General features: G+C 41.5%; 13 protein-coding genes. 8 read left to right on the top strand and 5 right to left on the bottom strand.

The annotated features are described in order from the left end of the window. Nucleotides 1-58: 58 nt before the first annotated feature. From LY28_RS00345 to LY28_RS00325, 5 genes are all read right to left on the bottom strand, one after another. Nucleotides 59-2419, bottom strand: coding sequence for a glycoside hydrolase family 9 protein (locus tag LY28_RS00345; RefSeq protein ID WP_110460174.1), 2361 nt, complete (start codon nt 2417-2419; stop codon nt 59-61). A gap of 186 nt (nt 2420-2605) precedes the next feature. Continuing rightward, nucleotides 2606-4414 carry a glycoside hydrolase family 9 protein gene (locus LY28_RS00340; protein WP_110460173.1) on the bottom strand — a complete coding sequence of 603 codons (1809 nt, stop codon included), beginning with the start codon at nt 4412-4414 and terminating at the stop codon, nt 2606-2608. Nucleotides 4415-4486: 72 nt separating this feature from the next. Then, nucleotides 4487-6220, bottom strand: a complete 1734-nt coding sequence (locus LY28_RS00335) for a glycosyl hydrolase (protein ID WP_110460172.1) — start codon at nt 6218-6220, stop codon at nt 4487-4489. A gap of 482 nt (nt 6221-6702) precedes the next feature. Then, complete coding sequence (locus LY28_RS00330) at nt 6703-8334, bottom strand: cellulase family glycosylhydrolase (protein WP_479692064.1); 1632 nt, start codon at nt 8332-8334, stop codon at nt 6703-6705. Between the two features lie 484 nt (nt 8335-8818). Beyond that, nucleotides 8819-9778, bottom strand: a complete 960-nt coding sequence (locus LY28_RS00325) for an alpha/beta fold hydrolase (protein WP_110460171.1) — start codon at nt 9776-9778, stop codon at nt 8819-8821. A 210-nt stretch (nt 9779-9988) separates the two neighbouring features. Between LY28_RS00325 and LY28_RS00320 the strand changes: the two genes are divergently transcribed. From LY28_RS00320 to LY28_RS00285, 8 genes are all read left to right on the top strand, one after another. Further along, entirely contained in the window at nt 9989-10714 is a 726-nt protein-coding gene (locus LY28_RS00320; RefSeq protein ID WP_165835446.1) for a lysoplasmalogenase, read from the top strand. A 97-nt stretch (nt 10715-10811) separates the two neighbouring features. Then, entirely contained in the window at nt 10812-13439 is a 2628-nt protein-coding gene (pelA, locus tag LY28_RS19435) for a pectate lyase (RefSeq protein ID WP_242981104.1), read from the top strand. Nucleotides 13440-13702: 263 nt separating this feature from the next. Continuing rightward, complete coding sequence (locus LY28_RS00310) at nt 13703-14611, top strand: NUDIX hydrolase (RefSeq protein WP_110460169.1); 909 nt, start codon at nt 13703-13705, stop codon at nt 14609-14611. A 14-nt stretch (nt 14612-14625) separates the two neighbouring features. Further along, nucleotides 14626-15300, top strand: coding sequence for a cysteine hydrolase family protein (locus LY28_RS00305; protein WP_110460168.1), 675 nt, complete (start codon nt 14626-14628; stop codon nt 15298-15300). Nucleotides 15301-15328: 28 nt separating this feature from the next. Then, complete coding sequence (locus LY28_RS00300; protein WP_110460382.1) at nt 15329-16765, top strand: nicotinate phosphoribosyltransferase; 1437 nt, start codon at nt 15329-15331, stop codon at nt 16763-16765. 77 nt (nt 16766-16842) lie between these two features. After that, complete coding sequence (locus tag LY28_RS00295) at nt 16843-18228, top strand: Wadjet anti-phage system protein JetA family protein (protein ID WP_110460167.1); 1386 nt, start codon at nt 16843-16845, stop codon at nt 18226-18228. Between the two features lie 51 nt (nt 18229-18279). Further along, nucleotides 18280-18942 (top strand): DUF4194 domain-containing protein, encoded by a 663-nt coding sequence (locus tag LY28_RS00290; protein WP_110460166.1) that lies wholly within the window; start codon nt 18280-18282, stop codon nt 18940-18942. Then, complete coding sequence (locus LY28_RS00285; protein WP_165835445.1) at nt 18887-22246, top strand: ATP-binding protein; 3360 nt, start codon at nt 18887-18889, stop codon at nt 22244-22246. The genes LY28_RS00290 and LY28_RS00285 overlap by 56 nt, the downstream gene beginning before the upstream one ends. Nucleotides 22247-22300: the final 54 nt, after the last annotated feature.

Below are 22300 nucleotides of genomic sequence, written 5' to 3'. Positions count from 1 at the left end.
ATAATAAAATGCAAAAGAAGGGAAACACCCGTCAAATAGACGGGCGTTTCCCTTCTTTTTACATGCCCAATAATTGCTTTTTCAGCAGGGCGAAATCTATTGCATCCACAGAATTGTCACCGTTCATATCGGCAGCTTTAAAGGCATCACCGGTGAGAAGCTTGGAACCCAAAAGGTGCATTTTCAGAGCTGCATAATCCAAGGCATTTACTTCCTTGTCATCGTTCAAATCACCTTTTATTATTTCAGGGACAGTTACAGTTTCAGGCTTGGTTCCATCAGGCTCTATACCGCCTATGAGAACTCCGTCATTATAAACGCAGATATTATCTGCTCTCATAGGAACTCCCGTCCAGTTGTCGTCAGTGGTGTTAAGACCCTGGTGACTCCAGTCGTCATCAGGATTCCAGGAGTTTTGCCAAGCATAGGTACCGAGTGCAACCTGATATTTCTTGTTGGAACCTGCTATAGGGTATCCATTCCAGGTTACTTCGATGTAATAAATTTTATTGTCGCCAAGCTTTGAGCTGCTGTACTTGACAGGGCCGGTAAGAACTCCGTCAACACCTTCTCCGCCCTCCACATATGCCTGGTCATACAGCTCTCTTAACTCAATATTATTAGGATCGAGAGAGGACATTCCGGTGGCATCGAAATAATATCTTACAGAGACCTTTTCGGCAGGCTCGCTTACATTCTTGGATTTTACATAAATAGTTATTTCGGTAGCTTTTGGTCCGTCATCCTGTACAATATCCTTACAGAAGCCTTCAACCCAGTATTCAGGAGTAAGAGGCTGGTCAGGATTGTCTCCTCCTCCCGGAAGTGGCGGGAAGTCAGGTGTGATTTGCATTGAAGGATCGGCAAAGTAGCGGTAAAGGCCGGCGCATGCTCCTACAAATGCAGCGTTGTAGTCTATGGTTACCTCGTTGTATATGTAATCGGAGGTGACATCTACATGATAATCTTTTGCATCAGGCCCTCCTACTAAAGCACCGTACAAAACGTATCTCTGAGGATCGGTATCCTCGCATTTTGAAAGGCCGGAGGAAGCTCTGTGATGAGGATATTTAGCTGAAATATCACTGTATCCGACGATATAACAACGATTCATAGGGTTGTCACCCATCAGGTATTCCATCTGGGACCTTGCCCACTCACCGTATTTTGAAGCCGTATCTCCATGATGCTTGTCATAAACCAGAGCCAGCAGCTGAGTAGCAGTATTATATCTTGCGGAGCCCCATTGGTTGAGGAAGGAATACCCCGCTGGTGTTATTTGAGGGGTTTTGCCGGTCATCCAATTGTCGATAGTTTTTGCAATCTGGCTCCAGAAATCTATCTCTTCATAAGGGCTCTTGTTGGTAGCTTTTCTGTATCTGTCCTCAAATGCCTGACTGTCTTTATCATACAAATCATTTATTTCACCCAGAATACAAGCTGTACCTGCCCAGACATCGTTCCAGCAGTGTGTCCAGCAGGAAGGTGCATAATAATCGTAGTACTTGAAGGCTTCGTCTATATAATGATCCTCCTGTGTAGCTAAATAAAGCCATGATGCAGCCCAGCAGTAATCATCCTGCCATTTGGAGGAGGTATAGTAGCCCTTTGGGCCGTCTGCATTGCATTCCTTGGTCGGGCATCTTTCTGCAAATTCGAATAAGGCCTTTGCATATTTTAGATTTTGTGCGGCATACTCAGGGTCCTCATCCTTGAAGTTCATATAATTAACTGCAAGTGAAGCTGCCGCTGCCGCTACACAGTCGGTTGAAGGCATTGCATCTGTTGCAAACCAGCCTCTTCTGAACATCTTGTCAATTTCAGGAGCCTGCCAGTAAGCATGGTCAACATCACCGTCGCCTACCTGATAGCAGAAAGCGATAGCCTTGCCGGATTCATCCAGATAAGTGCACTTCATAAAATAATCATTAAAATATCTTAAAATTGTTTTTGCATGGGCATCCTGCCGGGTAGCTTCATATTGCTCTCTGAATTCATAGAAGCCCCATCCCAGTGTAGAACCGGAATATGCTTCAGGCATACCGAACTTTACGTGGTCACCGGCATCATGGAATCCGCCTGAAACGTCTATTGTGCCGTCTCCGTCAGGATCAAGAACAGCCTTATTTGCTGTAATGAAGCTCGCTGTCATATTTGTATTAGTACTGTCCAGCTTTAGCTTTGCATCGTAGGTATGGCAATCCTTTCTCCAAACGTACTGATTGTTCTCATTAACACCTGTACCGCACATATTTGCATCATAGAAATACTGTGAGTACTGTAATGCTTTTGCATAGTTAAATTCCAGGTCTGCGGCACTGACCTCGATAGCACCGGCAGGGGCAGCCAGCATACTGAGAATAACAGCACTCATGATCGAAGCTTTTGTAATCTTCGATAAGATTTTTCTCATTTTCATAGCCTTCCATCCTTTCTTAAAATATAATAAATACTTATTTATACATTGTCCGGTGCCGCCATAGGTTCTTGTCAGAGCTTAAAGCCCTGAACGGCAAATAAGCTCCGGCAAGAGCCGGGACAAGCGGCACCGCGACCGGGAAGCATTTTTATGCTGTTTCTTTAGTGCTGCGGATAAATGTGCATGTTATTTTGATAACATATACATTTTCAGCTTTGCGAAATCTATTGCATCCACAGAGCCGTCGGAATTCATGTCGGCAGCTTTATATGCATCGCCCGTAAGAATTTTAGAACCCAGCAGATGCATTTTCATAAGTGCCAGATCCAAGGCATCTATACTTCCGTCGGCATTTAAGTCGCCTGTTTGCACTTGCGGGGTGGTTTCATAATAGCTGGCCTTTACAGGAAGGTTTGTCACAACCTTCATTGAAGAATCACCGAAGTATCTGTAGATGCCTGCGCATGCTCCTACAAATGCGGCATTATAATCAATGGTTACCTCGTTATAGACATAGTCTGCTGTACTGTCTATATGCTGGTCACTTCCGTCAGGACCGCCTACAAGTGCGCCATAGAGGACATATTTCTGAGGGCCTGTTTCTTCGCATCTTGAGAAACCGGAGGCTGCCCTGTGATGAGGATATTTTGCGGAGACTGAATTGTATCCTACGATATAGCAGCGATTTAAAGGATTATTGCCTAAAAGATAATTCATTTGGGATTTTGCCCACTCACTGTATTTGGAAGCCTTATCTCCATGATGCTTGTCATAGACACAAGCTACAAGCTGAGTAGCGGTATTGTATCTTGCAGAACCCCACTTGTTAAGGAATGCATAGCCGCCGGCTGTTTTTGTAACCGTTGAGCTGTTCATCCAGTTATCAACCAGCTTTGCTGCCTGACTCCAGAAATCTATTGTTTCATACTGGCTCTTTCCGGAAGCCTTTTTATATTGATCTTCAAAGGCCTGAGAGTCTTTATCATATAAATCATCTATTTCACCTAAAATGCAGGCAGTACCTGCCCAGACATCATTCCAGCAATGTGTCCAGCAGGAGGGTGCATAATAATCAAAATACTTAAATACCTCTGATAAATAATGCTCATCCTCTGTGGATAAATAAAGCCAGCATGCAGCCCAGCAGTAGTCGTCCTGCCATTTTGAAGAACCGTAATAGCCTTTAGGACCATCATTATTAACAGCCTTGTTTGAGCATCTTTCTGCAAATTCAAATAGAGCTTTTGCATATTTAAGGTTCTTAGCCGCATATGCCGGATCTTCATCCTTGAAGTTCATGTAGTTAACTGCCAGTGAGGCTGCGGCAGCTGATACGCAGTCGGTTGAAGGCAGGGCATCGGTAGCGAACCAGCCTCTTCTGAACATGGTATCAACTTCAGGAGCCTGCCAGTAAGCATGGTCAATATCTCCGTCGCCTACCTGATAGCAGAAGGCTATTGCCTTGCCTGAGCTGTCAAGATATGTACACTTCATAAAGTAATCATTAAAGTATTTTAAAATAGTTTTTGCATGCTTATCCTGACCTGTAGCAACGTACTGGTCTTTAAATTCATAAAAGCCCCATCCTAATGTAGAGCCGGAATATGCTTCAGGCATTCCGAATTTTACATGGTCACCTGCATCATGGAAACCGCCTGAAACATCTACAGTACCATCTCCATCTGGATCAAGCACACTTTTGTTAGAGCTGATAAAGCTGGCTGACATATTTGTGTTTGTACTGTCCAGCTTCAGCTTGGCATCATATGTGTGACAATCTGTTCTCCATTCATAAAGGTTGCTTTCATCGACACCGGTACCGCACATGTTGGCGTCATAGAAAAACTGAGAAAGCTGCAATGCTTTGGCATAGTTATATTCCAGAGTTGCGGCATTAACGTTTATACTGCTTACAGGACTAACTAACATTCCGAGGGTGACAGCGCTTATAATCGAAGCCTTAGTTATCTTCGAAAGGATTTTTCCTGTTTTCATTTTTTTTCTCCTTCTTCATAGTTATAATTAGATATGCCTCTTTAGCCGATTGCATTTGTCGGCAAGCAGTTTTCAGCCCGCAGGGAATTTGGATATATCACCAAGCAAATATCTCTTAAGATATGAGAAGTCCAGAGAATCTATTGAGTCATCGGCATTTAAGTCTGCTGCCTTGCTTGAAACGCTGAATTCTTTTATACTTCCGAGAAGATAGCTTTTCATTAATGCAAAGTCTATGGAATCAATACTTTTATCACCATTCAAGTCACCATACATAATAGTTGATTCAGCATATGGATAGGACTTGAGATCCGGAAGCTCATCAAGAGTTATGCAATAATCGCTTTTGTATATTTCGGTAAGCCAGTCAACAGGATTGTTCTGCTCTCCTGTCAGGTACCAGCCGTACCATGGACAGAAATAAAGCCAGCCGGCTAGTTCATTTGTAAGATTTGAGACTTGGGGAATTGAATCATTTTCACTCATTGTAACAAGCTTATTACCGTCCGTAAGCTTGACAAGACTGTAGAAGGTGGAAGCTATCGCACTTCCGTTAGGCTTGCCGTCCATAGCATTGTATTTATCATAGCCTACAATGTCAACAACATCATCACCGGGATACCATTTTGAAGAGGTATCGTATGCATAGGAAGTCCATACCCAGATGATATTATTCAGCTTGTATTCATTCGTGAACTTTTCATATAGAAGTCTATAAAGCTTTACGCAAGGCTCGGGGCCTTCGGCACCCCACCAGAACCAAGCACCCTCCGCCTCATGAAGAGGCCTGAACAGTACAGGAACTCCTGCATTCTGAAGCTGCTTGAATTTCCCTGCCATGAACTCTATATCATTAAGCAATGCGGTATTTTCCGCAGTACCCGGAGTTAAAGCTTTTGATATGCTGAAGGTAGTGCTTTCAGTATAAAAACTGTTGTCGGCCTTTTTGCCGATATTTGCAGGTGAAAACCAGTGCCAGCAAACTGTCGGGATTCCGTTTTTCTCTTTATACCATTCTATAACACGTTCAGCACAGTAATCATCCCAGAGCAATCCGTTTCCTCTGTAATTCATAAAGTCGAAACCTCTTAATGCAGGCATTTTGCCGGTTTTTTCCTTTATGTAAGTAAATTCGGCTTCAGAGCCTTCATAATTGTGAGAGCCGCAAAGCTCCTGCTGGCCTGAAATTATGTGCTTCCCGTAAACATCAACGAGATAGCTCATTAGCGATTTTGCCTCTTTTGTAGCATTCGGATTGACCAGAGTCTTATCAACCTTAAGGTTTGTAAGACTTTCATCGGCAGGCTTGACAATTAAATAATCGAAGAAGGTATATCCCCAATAGCTGTCAAATTCGATATTGTTTGTACCCTTGTCAAGCTTAACGATGCCGGCTGAAATTTCTTTCCAGCCAAGAGAGTATGCAAAGCTCACTTCTCCCTGGTTTACAGCATTTACATTGAGATACTGCACCTTTTTATTCGGGTCGAATGGCTCGGCATAGCGGACAACCAGCTCATAAAGACCTGCCTTGTCAATTTGAACATTAACAGATGTACTTGTACCCTTTTGCCCAATAAAGCTGCAGGTAGCACCGCTAAGGTCGAAGGCCGTGCCGTCGTCGGTTTCTCCCTTATAGTCTGTGTAGATTTTGGCGCCGTCCTGAATACCATCTTCAAATTCGTACTTGACGCCGTCCTCCGTCTGAGTGACTGCTGCATTAGTGGATGACATTAGGGGCAGTAATGCTGCCAATAATCCTAATGTCAATGTTAAGAAAACTTTTTTAGCTGTTTTCTTGTACAAAAAATCTCCCCCCTTTTCGAAAAATGTGGTATCTATTTTATCATACTCCCCAAAAATGTAATAAAATAGATATACCTATTTATATTTTATGACATTTTGCCACAGGATACAATCGATATATTTGTCATTTGTTGCTATCATTTGAATAAATTTTATGAATAAAGTCAATTGCTATCAGCAGCTAGGCTGATTTATTGGAGAAAAGTGCTTAAAAAGTATAATTAAGTTGCCTGACCCATGGAAAAGCATTGCTTTTATCGTTCAGGAAACTGACACAAGGGTACAGTCAAGCTTTGAATTAAAAAACAGGCTGTCAGCCCGAAAGGGCCAAAGGCAGGATTGCCTGAAAGCAAATTGAATAAATTTTGTTGGTATATAGAATTTAAAAAATAAGTACAAAGCTTTTTTGCAGCTAAAGTCAATTACTATCGGCTTTGGCCGATAGTAATTGACTTTGTCCTTATGTGCTGTGCCGGATACTGCTACTTTACCGGAAGGGTTGATATGGAACCCAGAAGGTATTTCTTCAGATTTGCAAAATCCAATGCATCTATTGAGTTATCTATGTTCAAATCAGCTGCTTTTGTATCAATATTTTGGCTGACACCCAATAAAAACATTTTCAGAGCTGCGATATCCAATGCGTTTATATCTCCGTCACTGTTTACATCGCCGTATTTGACATCATCAATTGAGTTTCCGCCCAATACTACTCCGTTTTTACCCAAGGGTATTTTATGATCCAGGCCTTGGAACTTGCCGTCGGCATTCTTCCAAAGAACCGGCAATAAATAATTGTCATACTTATTGTCATTCCATTTCAGGTCTCTTCCGCCCTCAAAAGGTGTTCCTTCGCCGCGTGTGAACAATCCGCCGGTATCTGCGGAATCAATATTTATACACCATAAGGTGTGATGAAGCTTGTATTTGTTCTCTGAAATATAATTTCTCATAGCTCTCAGATATTTAAGGTTAACATCCAGAAGCTTGTCTCCGCCTTCTGTCAGCCCGCCCCATTCACCGACCAGCAAGGGAGATATTCCGTCTTCCATGATATATGCCCAGTTGTCTCGCCAGCATTGAGTATATAAAATATTTTTGGCTGTTTTATCATCTGCCGTAACGAAGTCTCCTCTGAACCAGGATTGTTCAAATACCAACGGACCATAGTCATGCGGTGAATAAACCAGCTGGCTCTGATATTTTCCTAAATTGATGGGATGATCCTTTACACCTCTGAGATTTCCGCCCCACCAGTTGCCGTAGTACTCGTCATTTCCTGTCCATGCGCTGGTGTTCGTAGTTTCGTCATTCCATAAGCCGTCTTTTGGGTATATTTCAACACCTTCGACAAAAATCAGTGCATTGGGATGTACGGCCATTATTGCAAGCGCAGTCTCCTGAGCCACTCTTTTCCAGTTGGTCGCCTTGTCGGAGTCATCCCAGATAGCACTTTCAGACATTATTTTGACATCTCCCGTATTTGTATGAGGCTCATTTTTAAGGTCAAAGCCTATAATTGTATCATCATTTTTGTAATAGTTGGCTGCCCAAACCCAGGCATCCTTGAATACCTTTTCTGTGACGGCGCCTTTGAACCAGAGAGGGTATGAATGTCCCTGATTATCTGTTTCGGCGCTGTGTACATCCAGTATGACCTTGATTCCTACTTTTTTAAAGTTTTCCAGCATGAAATTGAACAGCTCAAAGCTGTTTAATCCGGCTAAGTCTGCATTATTGTAGCTTGTATCTGTCGATTCGGGATACTGTCCCTTGCTCCATGAGTATAATAGGTCTGTGGCAATAGGCATTCTGACTACGTTTATACCCTTATCCGCCACTATCTGTATATCTGCTACTATATTACTGTGATAGGAATCCAGCAGCATTCTCTCCCGGCAGTTAAAACCGAACCAGTTGGCTCCTGTCAGCCAAACCTTGTTTCCGTATTTATCAACGATGTTTGTACCCTCCACATGCAGCCAGTCATCGTTAGGGTCAGCCTGAACAGCAGAAGTTTCGGCATATATAGCCGTACTTGATGTAAGCGGCATAGAAAAAGCTGTTACAACTGCAAGAGATAAGCCAATAAACTTTTTCATTTTCTTTTTCATTCTCTTCTCCTCCAAAAAATTAAAATATAAAAATGGCATTTGTTTTTTGTGAAATTCATATGAGACTGATTGGTATATTTAAATAAAGTCAATTACGGTTCAAGCCTTCGTGACGATATTTATATCGTCTTTTTAGGTGAATTAAGCTCTTAGGCTAATTTTGAACGCAGTTTGGGTTCGAATTTGTTTTGACCTTAGGGGGCTTCAGCCTCAAAACCAAACTATCGGCCGGTGTAATCGGGTTTTTAGCTGATAGTAATTGACCTTGGTAAGAAAATAAGTCAATGACATTTTTATTTGAGACACATTAATAATTCTATTGCAAGCCAGCTAAATTATATGTAGATTACAGTCACCTCCATAAATTATTATTTTGCCAAAAACAAGCTAATAAAAATTAAGTTAGAAATGAGAGGTACTTGTTTTCAAATATTTTCTAATAATATAATATAACATAATTTGCATAAATACAATAAATTAACAACTAAAATCCCAAATTTTGAAGATTTCTGACTATTTCAAAATAATTTTCTATTATATCATGGCGTGTATCTGAGTTATGAACATCAATAAGATCTCTGTGTGAAAGGCCTTTTGATTTTATGGATTGAAAGGTTCCCTTATAATTTCCCCATACGGCGGAGCTGACAGGAACAAGTCCGTCATTGCAGCCGTCATAATAATTAATAATCTTATAGGATACACTTAAAAAGGGATCATGCAGTACAGATTTCATGTCCGCTCCGTAGCTTTGATAATAGACGGCAGGGATATCAGCGATTTCCTTATTAAATGAGCGGCAGGAGGAACATTTTAAATTGAGGCTCATTTTAAGAAAATTCTCATATGAACCAAAATATCTTGTTGCCAGAATTTCTATGATTTTTTTATATAATATAGTATCATGAAGGGCTTCAATAGTTTTAAGACCGTGATGGGGTGTTGATATTGTTGTGAGAGAAGCCACATAATCTGACATACCCAGCTTGCTTATCATATATCTGCTTTCAAGGCCGCCCATGGAATGGGCTATAATGTTGATTTTGTCGAAAATAAAATTTTCTCTGTAAAAAATGATGTTATTTTTTAAAATTTGAGCATTTTCTTCTATTGGAGCCCATGCCTTTGTATTTCCGAAAAAAACTCTGATTCCCTTGCTTTTCAGATGCCTTGGTATGCTTCCCCAGCTGGCTGGCTTGTCCTCCTTGCAGTAAGTATCCTCAAAGCCCGCCCCATGTACAAGTAAAACAGGATAACGCAAGCTAATGCTGTCCGTTACATATAAAAGGCCGGTTTGAAGGCAGGAGGAAGTGCTGTAAGCCATACCTTCCGGCATATTTGAGGCTTTCCATGGCTTTTTTACGGGGTTTTTGTGCCTGAAGCCGGCGTGGAGGTTTGATTGATGATTTATGTCGCTCTTTTGTTTGAAAATATATGTATCCAAAATTATTACAACCTCCGGCAAAAGAAATTAGGCTGCTGTGCATTTAATACATAAAAAGATATGCTCAATACTCAAATTTATTATAATGCTTAGCAAAAGCTGTCAAGTATTGTTATAATAATATTATTATAGTATAATATTACAGAAATTACAATAAAAATATACAAAATATGGCAAAAAATTATAATTGAAATGAGGAAAAGATTCAAAATGTATATAATATTATTTATTTTAATGCTTATTTCAACAAATGTTTTGATTATTGTAAACGGGATTGGGATTATGCCGGCAACTATCATTTTTAAGTGCTTGTCAAGTATTCTGTTTATAGCTGTTGCAAGGTGCAGCTATAAAAGAAATCCATCAAATACCAAATTCTTTGCATTAATGCTTGCCGGGCTGATATTCTCTTCAGGAGGGGATATGTTTTTGGCTTTTGACAAAAATAACGGAATCTTCTTTGTCGCCGGTGTGGCCAGCTTCAGTATAGCTCATATCATGTACAGCCTTGGATACTGCAGTATGACAGGCTTTTCCCTAAAGGATATATTAATTTTTTCAGGCTTTTTTATTCCCACATGTTTTATTGTTGTATTCGGTAATTTTGAGTTTAACGGCTTAAAGCTGCTGGTTGTCTTTTATTCCGCTATTATAAGCTTTATGGTAAGCAAAGCCGTGTCAATGCTGAAATATTATTCTGACAGCAAGAAGGCTGTTTCATTAATGGTAAGCGGAAGTGTACTGTTTTTTATTTCTGATTGGGTTCTGCTGTTCTTATTTTTTTATCCCAATGCGGCATCAAGCCTGCAAGCGGTAAATTGGATGCTGTATTATACCGGACAGGGACTTTTGGGACTGAGCTTTTCATGTACGTTAGAAAAGGATATGCAGGTTATATTGCCTGAAAAGGATAATAATGGTAAAATTTTCATATAGCTTATTTCAATAATAATTATTCTGTTCTGGGTATAAGCTTTCAAAGGGTTTATATAAAATAAAACAGCAGGTACAAAAAAACAGGAGGGAACGGGATATGATTAAAGGCAGCAGGGCAGAATTTTTAAAGGCATTGAGGACATTAGTTCTGGTTTTAATTTTTTCCTCGGCAGTATTATTACCAAAAGCAGTATTGGCTTCTTCACCGGATTGGAACAGTGTATTTAAAAATTCCGATGACTGGTTTGGAGGTGCGGACGGGATTGCACTTGCAGACAGCATTATCCGGTACCAGCTTTCTGACGGAGGCTGGAGGAAGGACATGACTGAAGCTACAAGCGGGTCATGGGGAAAATCGACAATTGATAATGATTCGACCACATCTCAGCTTGTGGTTCTGGCCAAGACTTACAGAAGGACCGGCGATTTAAAATATCTGACTGCATGTCAGAGGGGCATAGACCTCCTTTTAAACGGTCAGTACGCAAACGGAGGCTGGCCGCAGGTATTCGGAGAACCGGGGACTTATCATGCGCATATAACCTATAATGACAATGCCATGGTTCATGTCATGAATATATTGACAAGTGTTTCAAATAAAACCGGGGATTTCAGCTTTATTGATTCGGCGAGAGCCTCAAAGGCCGCTGCTGCTGTTCAGAAAGGAATTCAATGCTTCCTTGACACCCAGATTGTCGTAAACGGTGCTGAAACAGCATGGTGCCAGCAGCACGATGAATACACCCTGCAGCCTGCAGGTGCAAGAGCCTATGAATTACCGTCAGTATGTTCAAGTGAGAGTGTTGGGATAGTTAATTACCTGAAAGCAATAAAAAATCCAAGTGCCGAGATAGCATATGCGATTGATTCGGCTGTTGCATGGATGGCAAAGGTGCAGCTTAAGGGTATAAAGGTTGTTGATACGGGAGACGACAGAGTTGTGGTCAGTGATCCGGCTGCTGCTCCTGTTTGGGCACGTTTCTATGAAATTGGTACAAACAGGCCGATGTTTGTTGACAGAGACGGCTCTGTCCATTATCAGATGTCAGAAATCAGTCAGGAGAGGAGAACTGGGTACGCATGGTACGGCAGCTGGCCTGCAAAGCTTGTATCTGAGGCTCCGATACAGCTTCCGGTTCAGACAGACTATGACATGGTTGTTGCAAGGGATGGAAGCGGTGATTTTACTACTGTTCAGGCAGCTATAAATAAGGTGCCTTCAAACAGCGGAACTATAACTTCAATATATATAAAAGACGGTACATACAAGGAAAAAATAAATATAGCTTCCTCCAAGAAGAATATTTCCCTTGTCGGTCAAAGCAGAACAGGTACAATTTTAACCTACGGTGATTCCGCAGGTACTGTAACATCTGCGGGTGCTGCCTTGGGTACATCGGGAAGCGCCAGCGTCACAATATCCGGTGACGGCTTCCGCGCAGAGAACATTACCTTCGAAAATTCCTATGATGAGGCGGTAAATGGCAGCAGCCAAGCAGTTGCAGTTCTTGCCAAGGCTGATAAGGCGGTGTTTGAAAATTGTTCCTTCAAGGGAAATCAGGATACGCTGTATGCGGGAGGAAACGGCGGCAGACAGTATTACTGCGATTGCTATATTGAAGGTGATGTGGATTTTATATTTGGCGGAGCAACTGCCGTATTTAATAACTGTGAAATCTTTTCCTTGAACAGAAGCGGCGGCTGTGTTACAGCTCCGAGCACTCCTGCAAATCAAAAAGGATATTTGTTCTATAAATGCAGGCTTACCAGCAGCTGTACTTCAAAGACTATTTCCTTGGGAAGACCGTGGATACCAAGCTCAAGTACAGACAGCATAACGCCGAAGGTTTTATTTCGAGAGTGTGAATTAGGAAATCATATAGCTGCGGCGGGATGGACAAGCATGTCGGGCAATAATCCTGAAAATTATGAAATGTGGGAATACCTCGACACAGGTGCGGGTTCAAATGCATCAAGAAAACAGCTGCCTTCCTCTAAAGCATCAGAATATACAATGGAAAAATTCCTTGCAGGGGCGGATGGCTGGAATCCTGTTGAAACAGGCATAATAGAGCAGCCGGCGGCTGACGGGCTATATATTGGGGCATTATCCGTAAAGGATTCGGCAAACGCTTCTGATTGGTCAATTCAATCAAATTTACAGGCTGGAGATTTTGTATTTGGAGACAGGACGGTTAAGTTCGGCAGGATTCCGGACAGCCTCATCGGAGCCGAATGGATAAAAACCGCATGCGATTCAAAGACCTATGCAGCCGAGCAGGCAGCTTTTACCGCCAAAGCAGCTATAACAGTTTATATAGCTGCTGATACAAGGCTTACAGAAATACCTGCATGGCTGAGCAGCTGGTCGAAAACAGGGGAAACACTGACAAATGATGCTTCGATTATCTTTAATATTTATAAAAAGGATTTTACGGCAAATTCTGTTGTAAGCCTTGGAACAAACGGAGCTTCAAGCGGTGTTGTAAACTATATTGTCATTATCAAGCCGTATTCGGCTGCAGCTGTCAAATATGGCGATGTAAACAATGACGGCAGCATTGATGCTCTGGACTTTGCTTTAATGAAAAAGCATCTGCTGGGAGCGGGACTTTTGACCGGAGATGCACTAAAGGCGGCAGATGCAGACAAAAACGGTTCTGTGGATGCGCTTGATTTTGCGCTTTTAAAAAAATATTTGCTCGGGGCGGTCAGCGGCTTCTGACAGCAGCAGCCTGACAGGCATGTATCAAAACTCTTCAGCGATAATAATTCGTCTGGAGAGTTTTTTATATAAAAAACTCTTGACAAATTAAAATAATAGTATTAAAGTAATATTATCAAAATGATAATAACAATTAAACAATAACGCTGGCAGAACAAAGCAATATCCTTCAAAAATATGCATTAAAGCCCGCTGCCGGTGGATAAGCCTGAAGGAAGGGAAGGCATTATCCGGATAATAATACAATACAGGAGGATGGTATAGTGAACGAAGGAAAGATAACAAATAAAAATGGACTTACGGAAGAACAGTTTTTAGCGGCATATAATGCGGATAAATATGAAAAGCCATCCGTAACGGCGGATATTATTATTTTTACTGTTTCGGATGAAGAGAAGGAAAGCTACAGAAAGCTGCCTCAGAAGGTTTTAAAGGTCTTATTGATTAAAAGAGGAGACCATCCTTATATGGGACAGTGGGCTCTTCCGGGCGGCTTCGCACAAATTGATGAAAGTCTGGAGGAAGCGGCGGCACGAGAGCTGAAGGAGGAGACAAGTATTGATGATCTGTATATGGAGCAGCTTTATACATGGGGAGATGTGGCAAGAGATCCTCGTATGCGTGTAATAAGCGCATCATATTTATCGCTGGCTGACAGTAAGACACTTGATATAAAAGCAAATGATGATGCCGATGATGCAAAATGGTTTACGGTTTCATACAAATTGTTTCAGGAACAGAAAACCGTAACGGAAAAGGGATACATTCTTACGAGGCTGTTTAAATTAGAATTGCAGAATGAGGATGACAGGCTTTCCGCAATAATAAAGACTGTGAAGGCTGTTGAAGGCAAGGTGTCAAAAACGGAAAGGGAAATTTTGGAATCAAAAGGGATTGCCTTTGACCATGCAAAAATCATTGAGTATGGAATTGAAAGGCTCAGGAGCAAGATAGAATACACTGACACAGCCTTCAACCTGATGCCTGAATTATTTACCCTGACCGAGCTTCAGCAGGTTTATGAGGTTATACTGGATACAGAGCTGCTTAAAGCAAATTTCAGAAGAAAGATTGCGGATATGGTAACAGAAACGAATGAGTATACAAAGGATGCGGGCCACAGGCCGTCAAAGCTGTTTAAATTCAATGCAAATTGGAATGATACAAAGTGATTGGAGGGGTTGGAGTGAAAACAATTGATAAAAAGGATTTCCTCAGCAGAAGTACAGGGGCTCTTGATAAAATATTTGATATGCTTGCAGAGCTTCCGGAGCTGAAATTGGAAGAGCTGAAAGGCAATAATACGGCTTTAGTGATTGTAGATATGATAAACGGTTTTGCAAAAGAGGGAGCTTTGAGCAGCGTCAGGGTTTATGAGCTGATTCCCGGGATAGCAGGGCTGTCGGTGCTTTGTGACAGGCTGGAAATCAAGAAGCTGGCATTTGCCGATTGCCACACGGAGGAGTCGCCGGAATTCGGTGCATATCCTAAGCATTGTATTGCAGGCAGCAGCGAAGGTGAAATTGTAGACGAAATTAAGAAAACAGGCGGTTATATTCTTATTTTAAAGAACTCAACCAATGGCTTTCTTGAAGAAAGCTTTCAGAAATGGCTAAAGGAAAATCAGGATACAGATACCTTTATCATTACAGGCGACTGCACAGATATATGCGTTCAGCAGCTTGCAGTTACCTTGAAAGCCTGGTTCAATATGAGAAATAAGGCTTCCAGAATCATAGTTCCCATAGACATGGTCGATACCTATGATTTTGGCCTGCATGACGGTGAGCTTATGAATGCAACGGCACTGTACAATATGATAATTAACGGAATTGAGGTAGTTCGCGGGGTTAAGGGCTAGAGGCTGATTATAAATGGAGGATTTGGATATGGAGAATATAAACTTAACAATGCTGACGGATTTTTATGAGGTAACTATGGCAAACGGGTATTTACAGGAGGGACTGCAAAATAAGGTCGCTTACTTTGATATGTTTTTCAGAAAGGTGCCCGATGACGGAGGCTTTGCAATAATGGCAGGGGTTGAGCAATTAATACTTTACTTGAAGAATATCAGCTTCAATGAGGAGGACATTGAATATTTACGAAGTAAAAATATGTTCTGCGAGGAATTCATGGAATACTTAAAAAGCTTCAGGTTCAGCTGTGATGTCTGGGCTGTGCCCGAAGGAACACCTATATTTCCCAATGAACCGGTTATTACGGTAAGAGGGCCTGTCATTGAAGCGCAGTTTGTTGAAACCATGGTGCTGCTTACAATAAATCATCAGAGTCTCATTGCCACTAAGGCAAACCGTATAGTAAGGGCGGCAGACGGAAGGGCCGTAATGGAGTTCGGCTCAAGGAGGGCTCAGGGCTATGACGGAGCCATATACGGGGCAAGAGCCGCATATATCGGAGGCTGTGTGGGAACTGCCTGTACTATTTCAGATAAGAAATTCGGGGTTCCGGTTATGGGGACAATGGCTCACAGCTGGGTGCAGATGTTCCAAAGCGAGCTGGAGGCTTTTAAGGCATATGCCAGAACATATCCTGACGGCTGCACCTTGCTGGTTGATACTTATAATGTACTTAAATCCGGTGTTCCGAATGCAATTAGGGCCTTCAGGGAGGAGCTGCTTCCGAGAGGCTTCAGGCCAAAGGGCATAAGAATTGACTCGGGAGATATCGCATATCTTTCAAAGGAAGCCAGAAGAATGCTTGATGAAGCCGGTTTTGAGGATTGCAGAATAGTTGCGTCAAATGCCCTTGATGAGTTCATTATAAGAGATATTCTTATTCAGGGTGCAAAGGTGGATATTTTCGGTGTGGGCGAGAGGCTGATAACCTCCAAATCAGAGCCTGTATTCGGAGGGGTGTACAAGCTGGCAGCCGTTGAAGAAAACGGCGAAGTTACTCCTAAGATAAAGCTCAGTGAAAATGTGGGAAAAATTACAAATCCGGGCTTCAAGGCTGTATGGAGATTTTTTGACAAGGTTACGGGGAAAGCCATAGCCGATGTCCTTACAAGGAACGAGGAAATTATTGATGAGAATAAGCCTTATGAGCTGTTTGATCCTGAATATACCTGGAAGAGAAAAACAATAACCGGTTTTCGCGTGCAAAGGCTTTTGATGCAAATATTTGACAAAGGCTGCTGTGTATATGAAAGCCCTGATTTAAACTATATCCGGGAATATTGCAGAGAACAGATTGATACCTTGTGGGATGAGGTTAAAAGGTTCGAAAATCCGCACAACTACTACGTTGATATGTCAAAGCCGCTATGGGATATGAAGGCAGGACTTTTGCAGGAATATAAATAAGCAGGATATTTGAAGCTTAAAAAAGTAGTTGATTAGTGGTATAATTATGATTATTATTAATTCTTCAAGGAGCTTAAATGAAGGAAATTTTAAAAATATCACAGCAGTTCTGGCATCTGTTCTATTCTAAAAACAGGTATATCTATATGGAAGCTTTGATGGCAATATACGACGAATATTTGTACAATGATTACTTTTTGACAAGAGAAACCTGTATACAGCTTATTGCAGAGCGTTTTTCCGACAGGATTATAGATATTACCGCAGATGATGAGGAACAGGAGGCAGATAATCTGGAGCCTATGTCTGCTAAAATTTTAAACAGGCTGCTGCGCTTTGCATGGCTGAAAAAGATAGAGGATTACAGCTCCTTTAAAACAAATATAGTGATACCTGACTATGCATCTGCTTTTATTGAGGTTTTCAGAAGGCTGAGCAATCCTGATTCAGAGGAAACAGATATTTATATCCAGAATATCTATACCAATATTTATTCCTTTTACTATGATAATAAAGCCGGAATTGAGCTGCTGAAAACAGCAAGGATAAATACAAATAGGCTGAACAGGGCTTTACAGGACATGCTTCACAATATGGACGGCTTTTTTGAATCTCTTCTGCAAAAAAATAATTATGAGGAGCTTTTGCAGGAGCATTTGGATGTTTATGTTGAAGCCATAGTTAACAAGAAATACAGTCTTTTAAAAACCAGTGACAATTTTTATATATACAAAAACGATATAAAGAGGCTTCTTCGTTCTATTCAGGAGGATGAGGGAAGACTGTATGCGCTCAAGCATAGAATGATGGCTGAAGGCATAAAGGAAGAGGAGATTGAGAGTGAATTCATGGATATAATCTATGAGATTGAACGGGGAATTATCAACATGGAGAATAGAATTTCCCATATTGATACTGAACACAGCAGGTATGTGAGGGCTACAGTAAGCAGGCTTGAGTATTTGCTGAGCAATGATGACAGTATGCGGGGGAATGTCATAGCGCTGCTCAATCTTATGTCAGGGGACAAAAACAATGAGCTTTTAAATAAGGCTGCGGCTTCTGTCAGAATAAACGACCATACAATTATTTCACCGGATTCTTTATACAAAAAGCGGGGAAAGCACAAGGTGTTTGAAGAAACGGTGGAAGCGGAGGAGAAAACGGAAGGGGAGCTTTCAAAGGAGGAAATTCTCCGTATCAACAGGAATAAAAACCGTTACAGCAAGACACAGATTGAGCAGTTTATACTGGGACGTATGACAGATGGGGTATATTCATCTAAGGAGCAGCCGGTTAAGAATGATGAGGAATTTGAACTGCTTATTCTCGCATATGATTACAGCATACGAAAGAGCAGCCCTTTTCGCACTGTCCCGGGGGCGAAAGGCAATATTGCAAATGGCAGGTATACATATCCCGATATAGTATTTGAGAAAAATTATAATGCCGGTTCAGACTAATGAGATTGAGCCGAGAGGCGGGGTTTAATTTTCAAAAAGAGAGGATGTAAAATGTTTCCATATTACAGAGAGCTTTTAGACGAGGATAGGAATGAGCTTACAGAGGCTGTGAAGGCTCTGCAAAGTCAGACCTATATATTGGAGAGAAAATATGACAAAAGGACGGAACGGTATATCCCCAATAAGTTGTACCGTACCTGTGAAAGGCATCTGGATTTTCTCAAGGAATATTTCAAGATAGCGGATACCGAAATAATAGAAAACAGGCAGTTCAGCATTATGTTTATACGTACACATAGCTTGCAGGGTGACAAGCTGAGCAGGCTGACGACAATATTTATTTTGCTTCTGAAGCTTATCTTTGATGAGCAGATGGCTGCGGTTTCAAATTCAATATATGTATATACCACACTGAATGAGGTTTATGGCAAGATACAGCTTTTTCGCCTGTGGAACGGCAGGTCTATTTCGCCTACCGAGGTGAGAAAAACAATAGCGGCTCTTAAAAGATATCAGGTTATTGAGATGCTTGAAGATATAGGAGAACCGGACGGAGATACAAGGTTTATAATATATCCTACTGTCAATCTGCTGTTTGACGGGCAGTCAATGGAAAGCATCATACAGGAGTATCAGGAGGATGAGGAGGATTCGGATAATGAGCCGGTTTCAAGTACTGACGAAGATGTGTCTGAACAATTGGCACTACATTAATGAAAAGCTGCTGACCTTTAACAAAGAAATAAACTTTTTCACGGGACATTCAGGCAGCGGAAAATCCACTGTTTTAGATGCACTCCAAATAATTCTGTATGCAGACAGCAATGGACGTTCATTTTTCAATAAGGCGGCAAAGGAAGATTCTGACCGTACCCTGATAGAATATCTCAGGGGCATGAAGGTGGTTCAGGAAAATAATAATATAAGCTATCTCAGAAATAAAAACTTTTCCTCTTCGGTGGTTCTGGAATTTCAGGACTCTGAAACCTTGAAATATCAAAGCATAGGAGTTGCCTTTGATGTTGATGTATCGGTAAACAGTGTAAATCATATGTTCTTCCGTCATTTGGGAGAGCTTCTGCCTGATTTATACCGTGACGGGGGCAGGGCTGTTTCAATAAATGAACTTAGGGAAGGCATAAAAGCTGATTTTTCAAAAGAGGATTATTATTTCAGCAGGACAAATGAAAAATTCCGCAGTGAGCTGTACAGCAATTATTTTGGAGGACTGCACCAGAAGCATTTTCCGGCGTTGTTCAAAAAAGCGATTCCCTTCAGAATGGATATGAAGCTGGAGGATTTTGTGAAGAACTATATCTGCACCGAAAATGATATTCATATTGAGGATATGCAGGATAGTGTGGCTCAATATATCAGGCTGAGAAGAAAGCTTGAGGACACCAGAAATGAAATTGAGGCTCTAACGGGTATTCATAATCAGTTCAAAGTATATGACAAGCATTGCAGGGAAAGCATCCAGTATCAATATAACATTGACAAGCTTGATATGCATTCAATCGAAGCAAGGCTTGACAGAATCCAGCTGCAGCGGAAAAGGTATGAGGAGGACATTCTGGACTTAGGCAAAACGGCAGGAGCTCTGGAACAAATGCTGAAGGAGCTGCAAAACAGGAGAGACGAGGTTGTCAGCTCAATAAGGAACAGCGGTTATGAGCATCTGGAAGCGGAACTTGATTCTCTGAACCAAATGCTTGAGCTTCTAAAAAGAAACAAGGCTGAATATGATAAGGCTGCCGAGGGATTAACTGTATGGCTTGCGGCTGGGCTTCTGGAGCCGGAGGTGCATGACGGTATAGAGAGCTTTAAGGAATATCAGGCAGACTGTGGCCGTATTGAAAAAATAAAAGCAGCCATAGCAGGAGTAAGATCCGAGCTGGAAAAGGATAAGGAAGAGCTGGCTTCAAGAATAAATGAGCTGAAAAAAGCCGCTTCCGGGCTTACAAAGCAGACAGCCGCCTTGAAAAATGGCCAGAAGGCGTATCCCTCATATCTGCTGGAAGCCCGGGATTATATAGCAAGAGAGCTTGAGAAGTATTATGAACGCCCTGTACGGGTGGATATTCTGGCGGATATCATAGAGGTAAGGGATGAAGTCTGGCTGGATGCGGCAGAAGGCTATATGGGCAATAATAAGCTTGCTTTGATAGTTCATCCGGATTATGCGAAGCAGGCGATGGAGATATATAAGGGGCTGAGTCCCAAGAAATACTGCAAGGCGGCGGTTATTGACACCGAAGGAGTATTAAGGGATATCAAGCCTGTACTGAAAAATTCTCTTGCCGGGGAAGTGGAAACAGCAGAAGAATATACAAGAGCATATATTGATTTTCTCATGGGTACGGTGATTAAGTGCGGCACTGTTGAAGAGCTCAGGGAGAATAAAAGCGGAATTACTCCTGATTGTGTACTTTATCAGGGATATAAGCTTCAGCATATAAATCCCCGTAATTACACGGAATATGCATACATAGGGCGCAGTGCAATTGAAAGGAGACTTAGACAGCTGGAACAGGATTTATCGGAGGTGCAGGCTGAAAAAGGGCCTTTGGATATCCAGCTGGAAAAGGTTTCGGAAATATTGGGCTATGAGTCTCTTTCAAAGGATGCTGATTTTTATTATAAGCAGGTGCAGGAAATCAGGGAGATTTATGCGAAGGAGGAGCAAAAGCAGGAGTATATACGGAAAATAAATGAATTAAAAGAGAAAAATATTGATGAATGGAAGGCAAAAAAGCTCGAGCTGGAGCAGGAAATTAATGAAAAAGGCAAGCTGAAGGAATCAGTAAATTTGGATTTGAGAACCAAAAGCAGAGAAGTGGAGGATTTCAAAAATACCATTATTTCATTAAACGGAGAGTTGGCAGAGAAGAAAAAGGTATTTATTTTTAACGGCAGCAAGGAAGAGCTGTTCGGCAGCTTTATGAGAGAGCATACATCGGCAAGAGCAGAAAGCATCAGGAATTTGTTATTGATTATAAAGAATGAAAGTGATAAAAAATCCGGTGAGGAATATGAGAAATTGGTGCAAAAAAGGGAGGGGTACAGAAATCAATATGCATACCGAGGTTTTTCCCTTACCTGCAAGGATAATGAAGAATACGACCAATTGCTTGATAATCTCAGCAGCGAAAAGCTGAGTGAATTTACGGAAAAGGCAAATGAGCAGGCGAAGCTGGCTGTTTATCATTTTAAAACGGATTTTGTATATAAGATACGGGATGCAATAAAGGAAGTGCTGCAGCAGAAGGAGGATCTGAACAGGGTTTTGGCTCAGCTGGATTTCGGGAAGGATAGGTATAAATTTATCATAACCAGAAATCAGGGAGAGGATGGAAGGTTTTATGATATGTTTATGGATGAAAATCTGGAAATCAATCCTCATCAGCTGACAGGCAAAATCGATAACCAGTTGGACTTGTTCAGCATGAAGCATGAGAAGGACTACAAGGATTTGATAAATGAGCTGATTGAATTGTTTATGCCTCCTGAGAACAGTGATTCAAGGACTATGGAGGAAGCAAGGTCCAGTATGGAAAGGTATGCCGACTACAGAACGTATCTGTCCTTTGACATGGAGCAGCTGGTAGAGGGAATGCCTCCGATGCGCCTAAGTAAAATGCTGTCAAAGAACTCAGGAGGCGAAGGACAGAATCCTCTGTATGTCGCTTTGCTGGCAAGCTTTGCACAGGTTTACAGAATCAATCTGAAAGCAAATATAAGGAGAAGACCCACACCAAGAATAGTTGTTCTGGATGAAGCCTTTTCAAAAATGGATGCGGAAAAGGTGGGAAGCTGTATAGGACTTATCAGAAAGCTTGGCTTTCAGGCAATAATAAGCTCAACCAATGACAAAATTCAAAACTATGTTGAAAATGTAGACAAGACCTTTGTGTTTGCAAATCCCAATAAGAGCAGAATATCCATACAGGAGTTTGAAAGGAAGGATTTCAGAGAGCTGCTGGCTATAGATGGGGAGGGGGATATAAATACTCTTTAGAAATTAAATTGGCGGTATGTGAGGCAAAAAAGAGAAGTACAGATGTAAACTAAA

This window comes from Ruminiclostridium sufflavum DSM 19573, from assembly GCF_003208175.1.
Classification (GTDB): domain Bacteria; phylum Bacillota; class Clostridia; order Acetivibrionales; family DSM-1351; genus Ruminiclostridium; species Ruminiclostridium sufflavum.
This window is presented reverse-complemented; position numbering and strand designations above follow the sequence as displayed.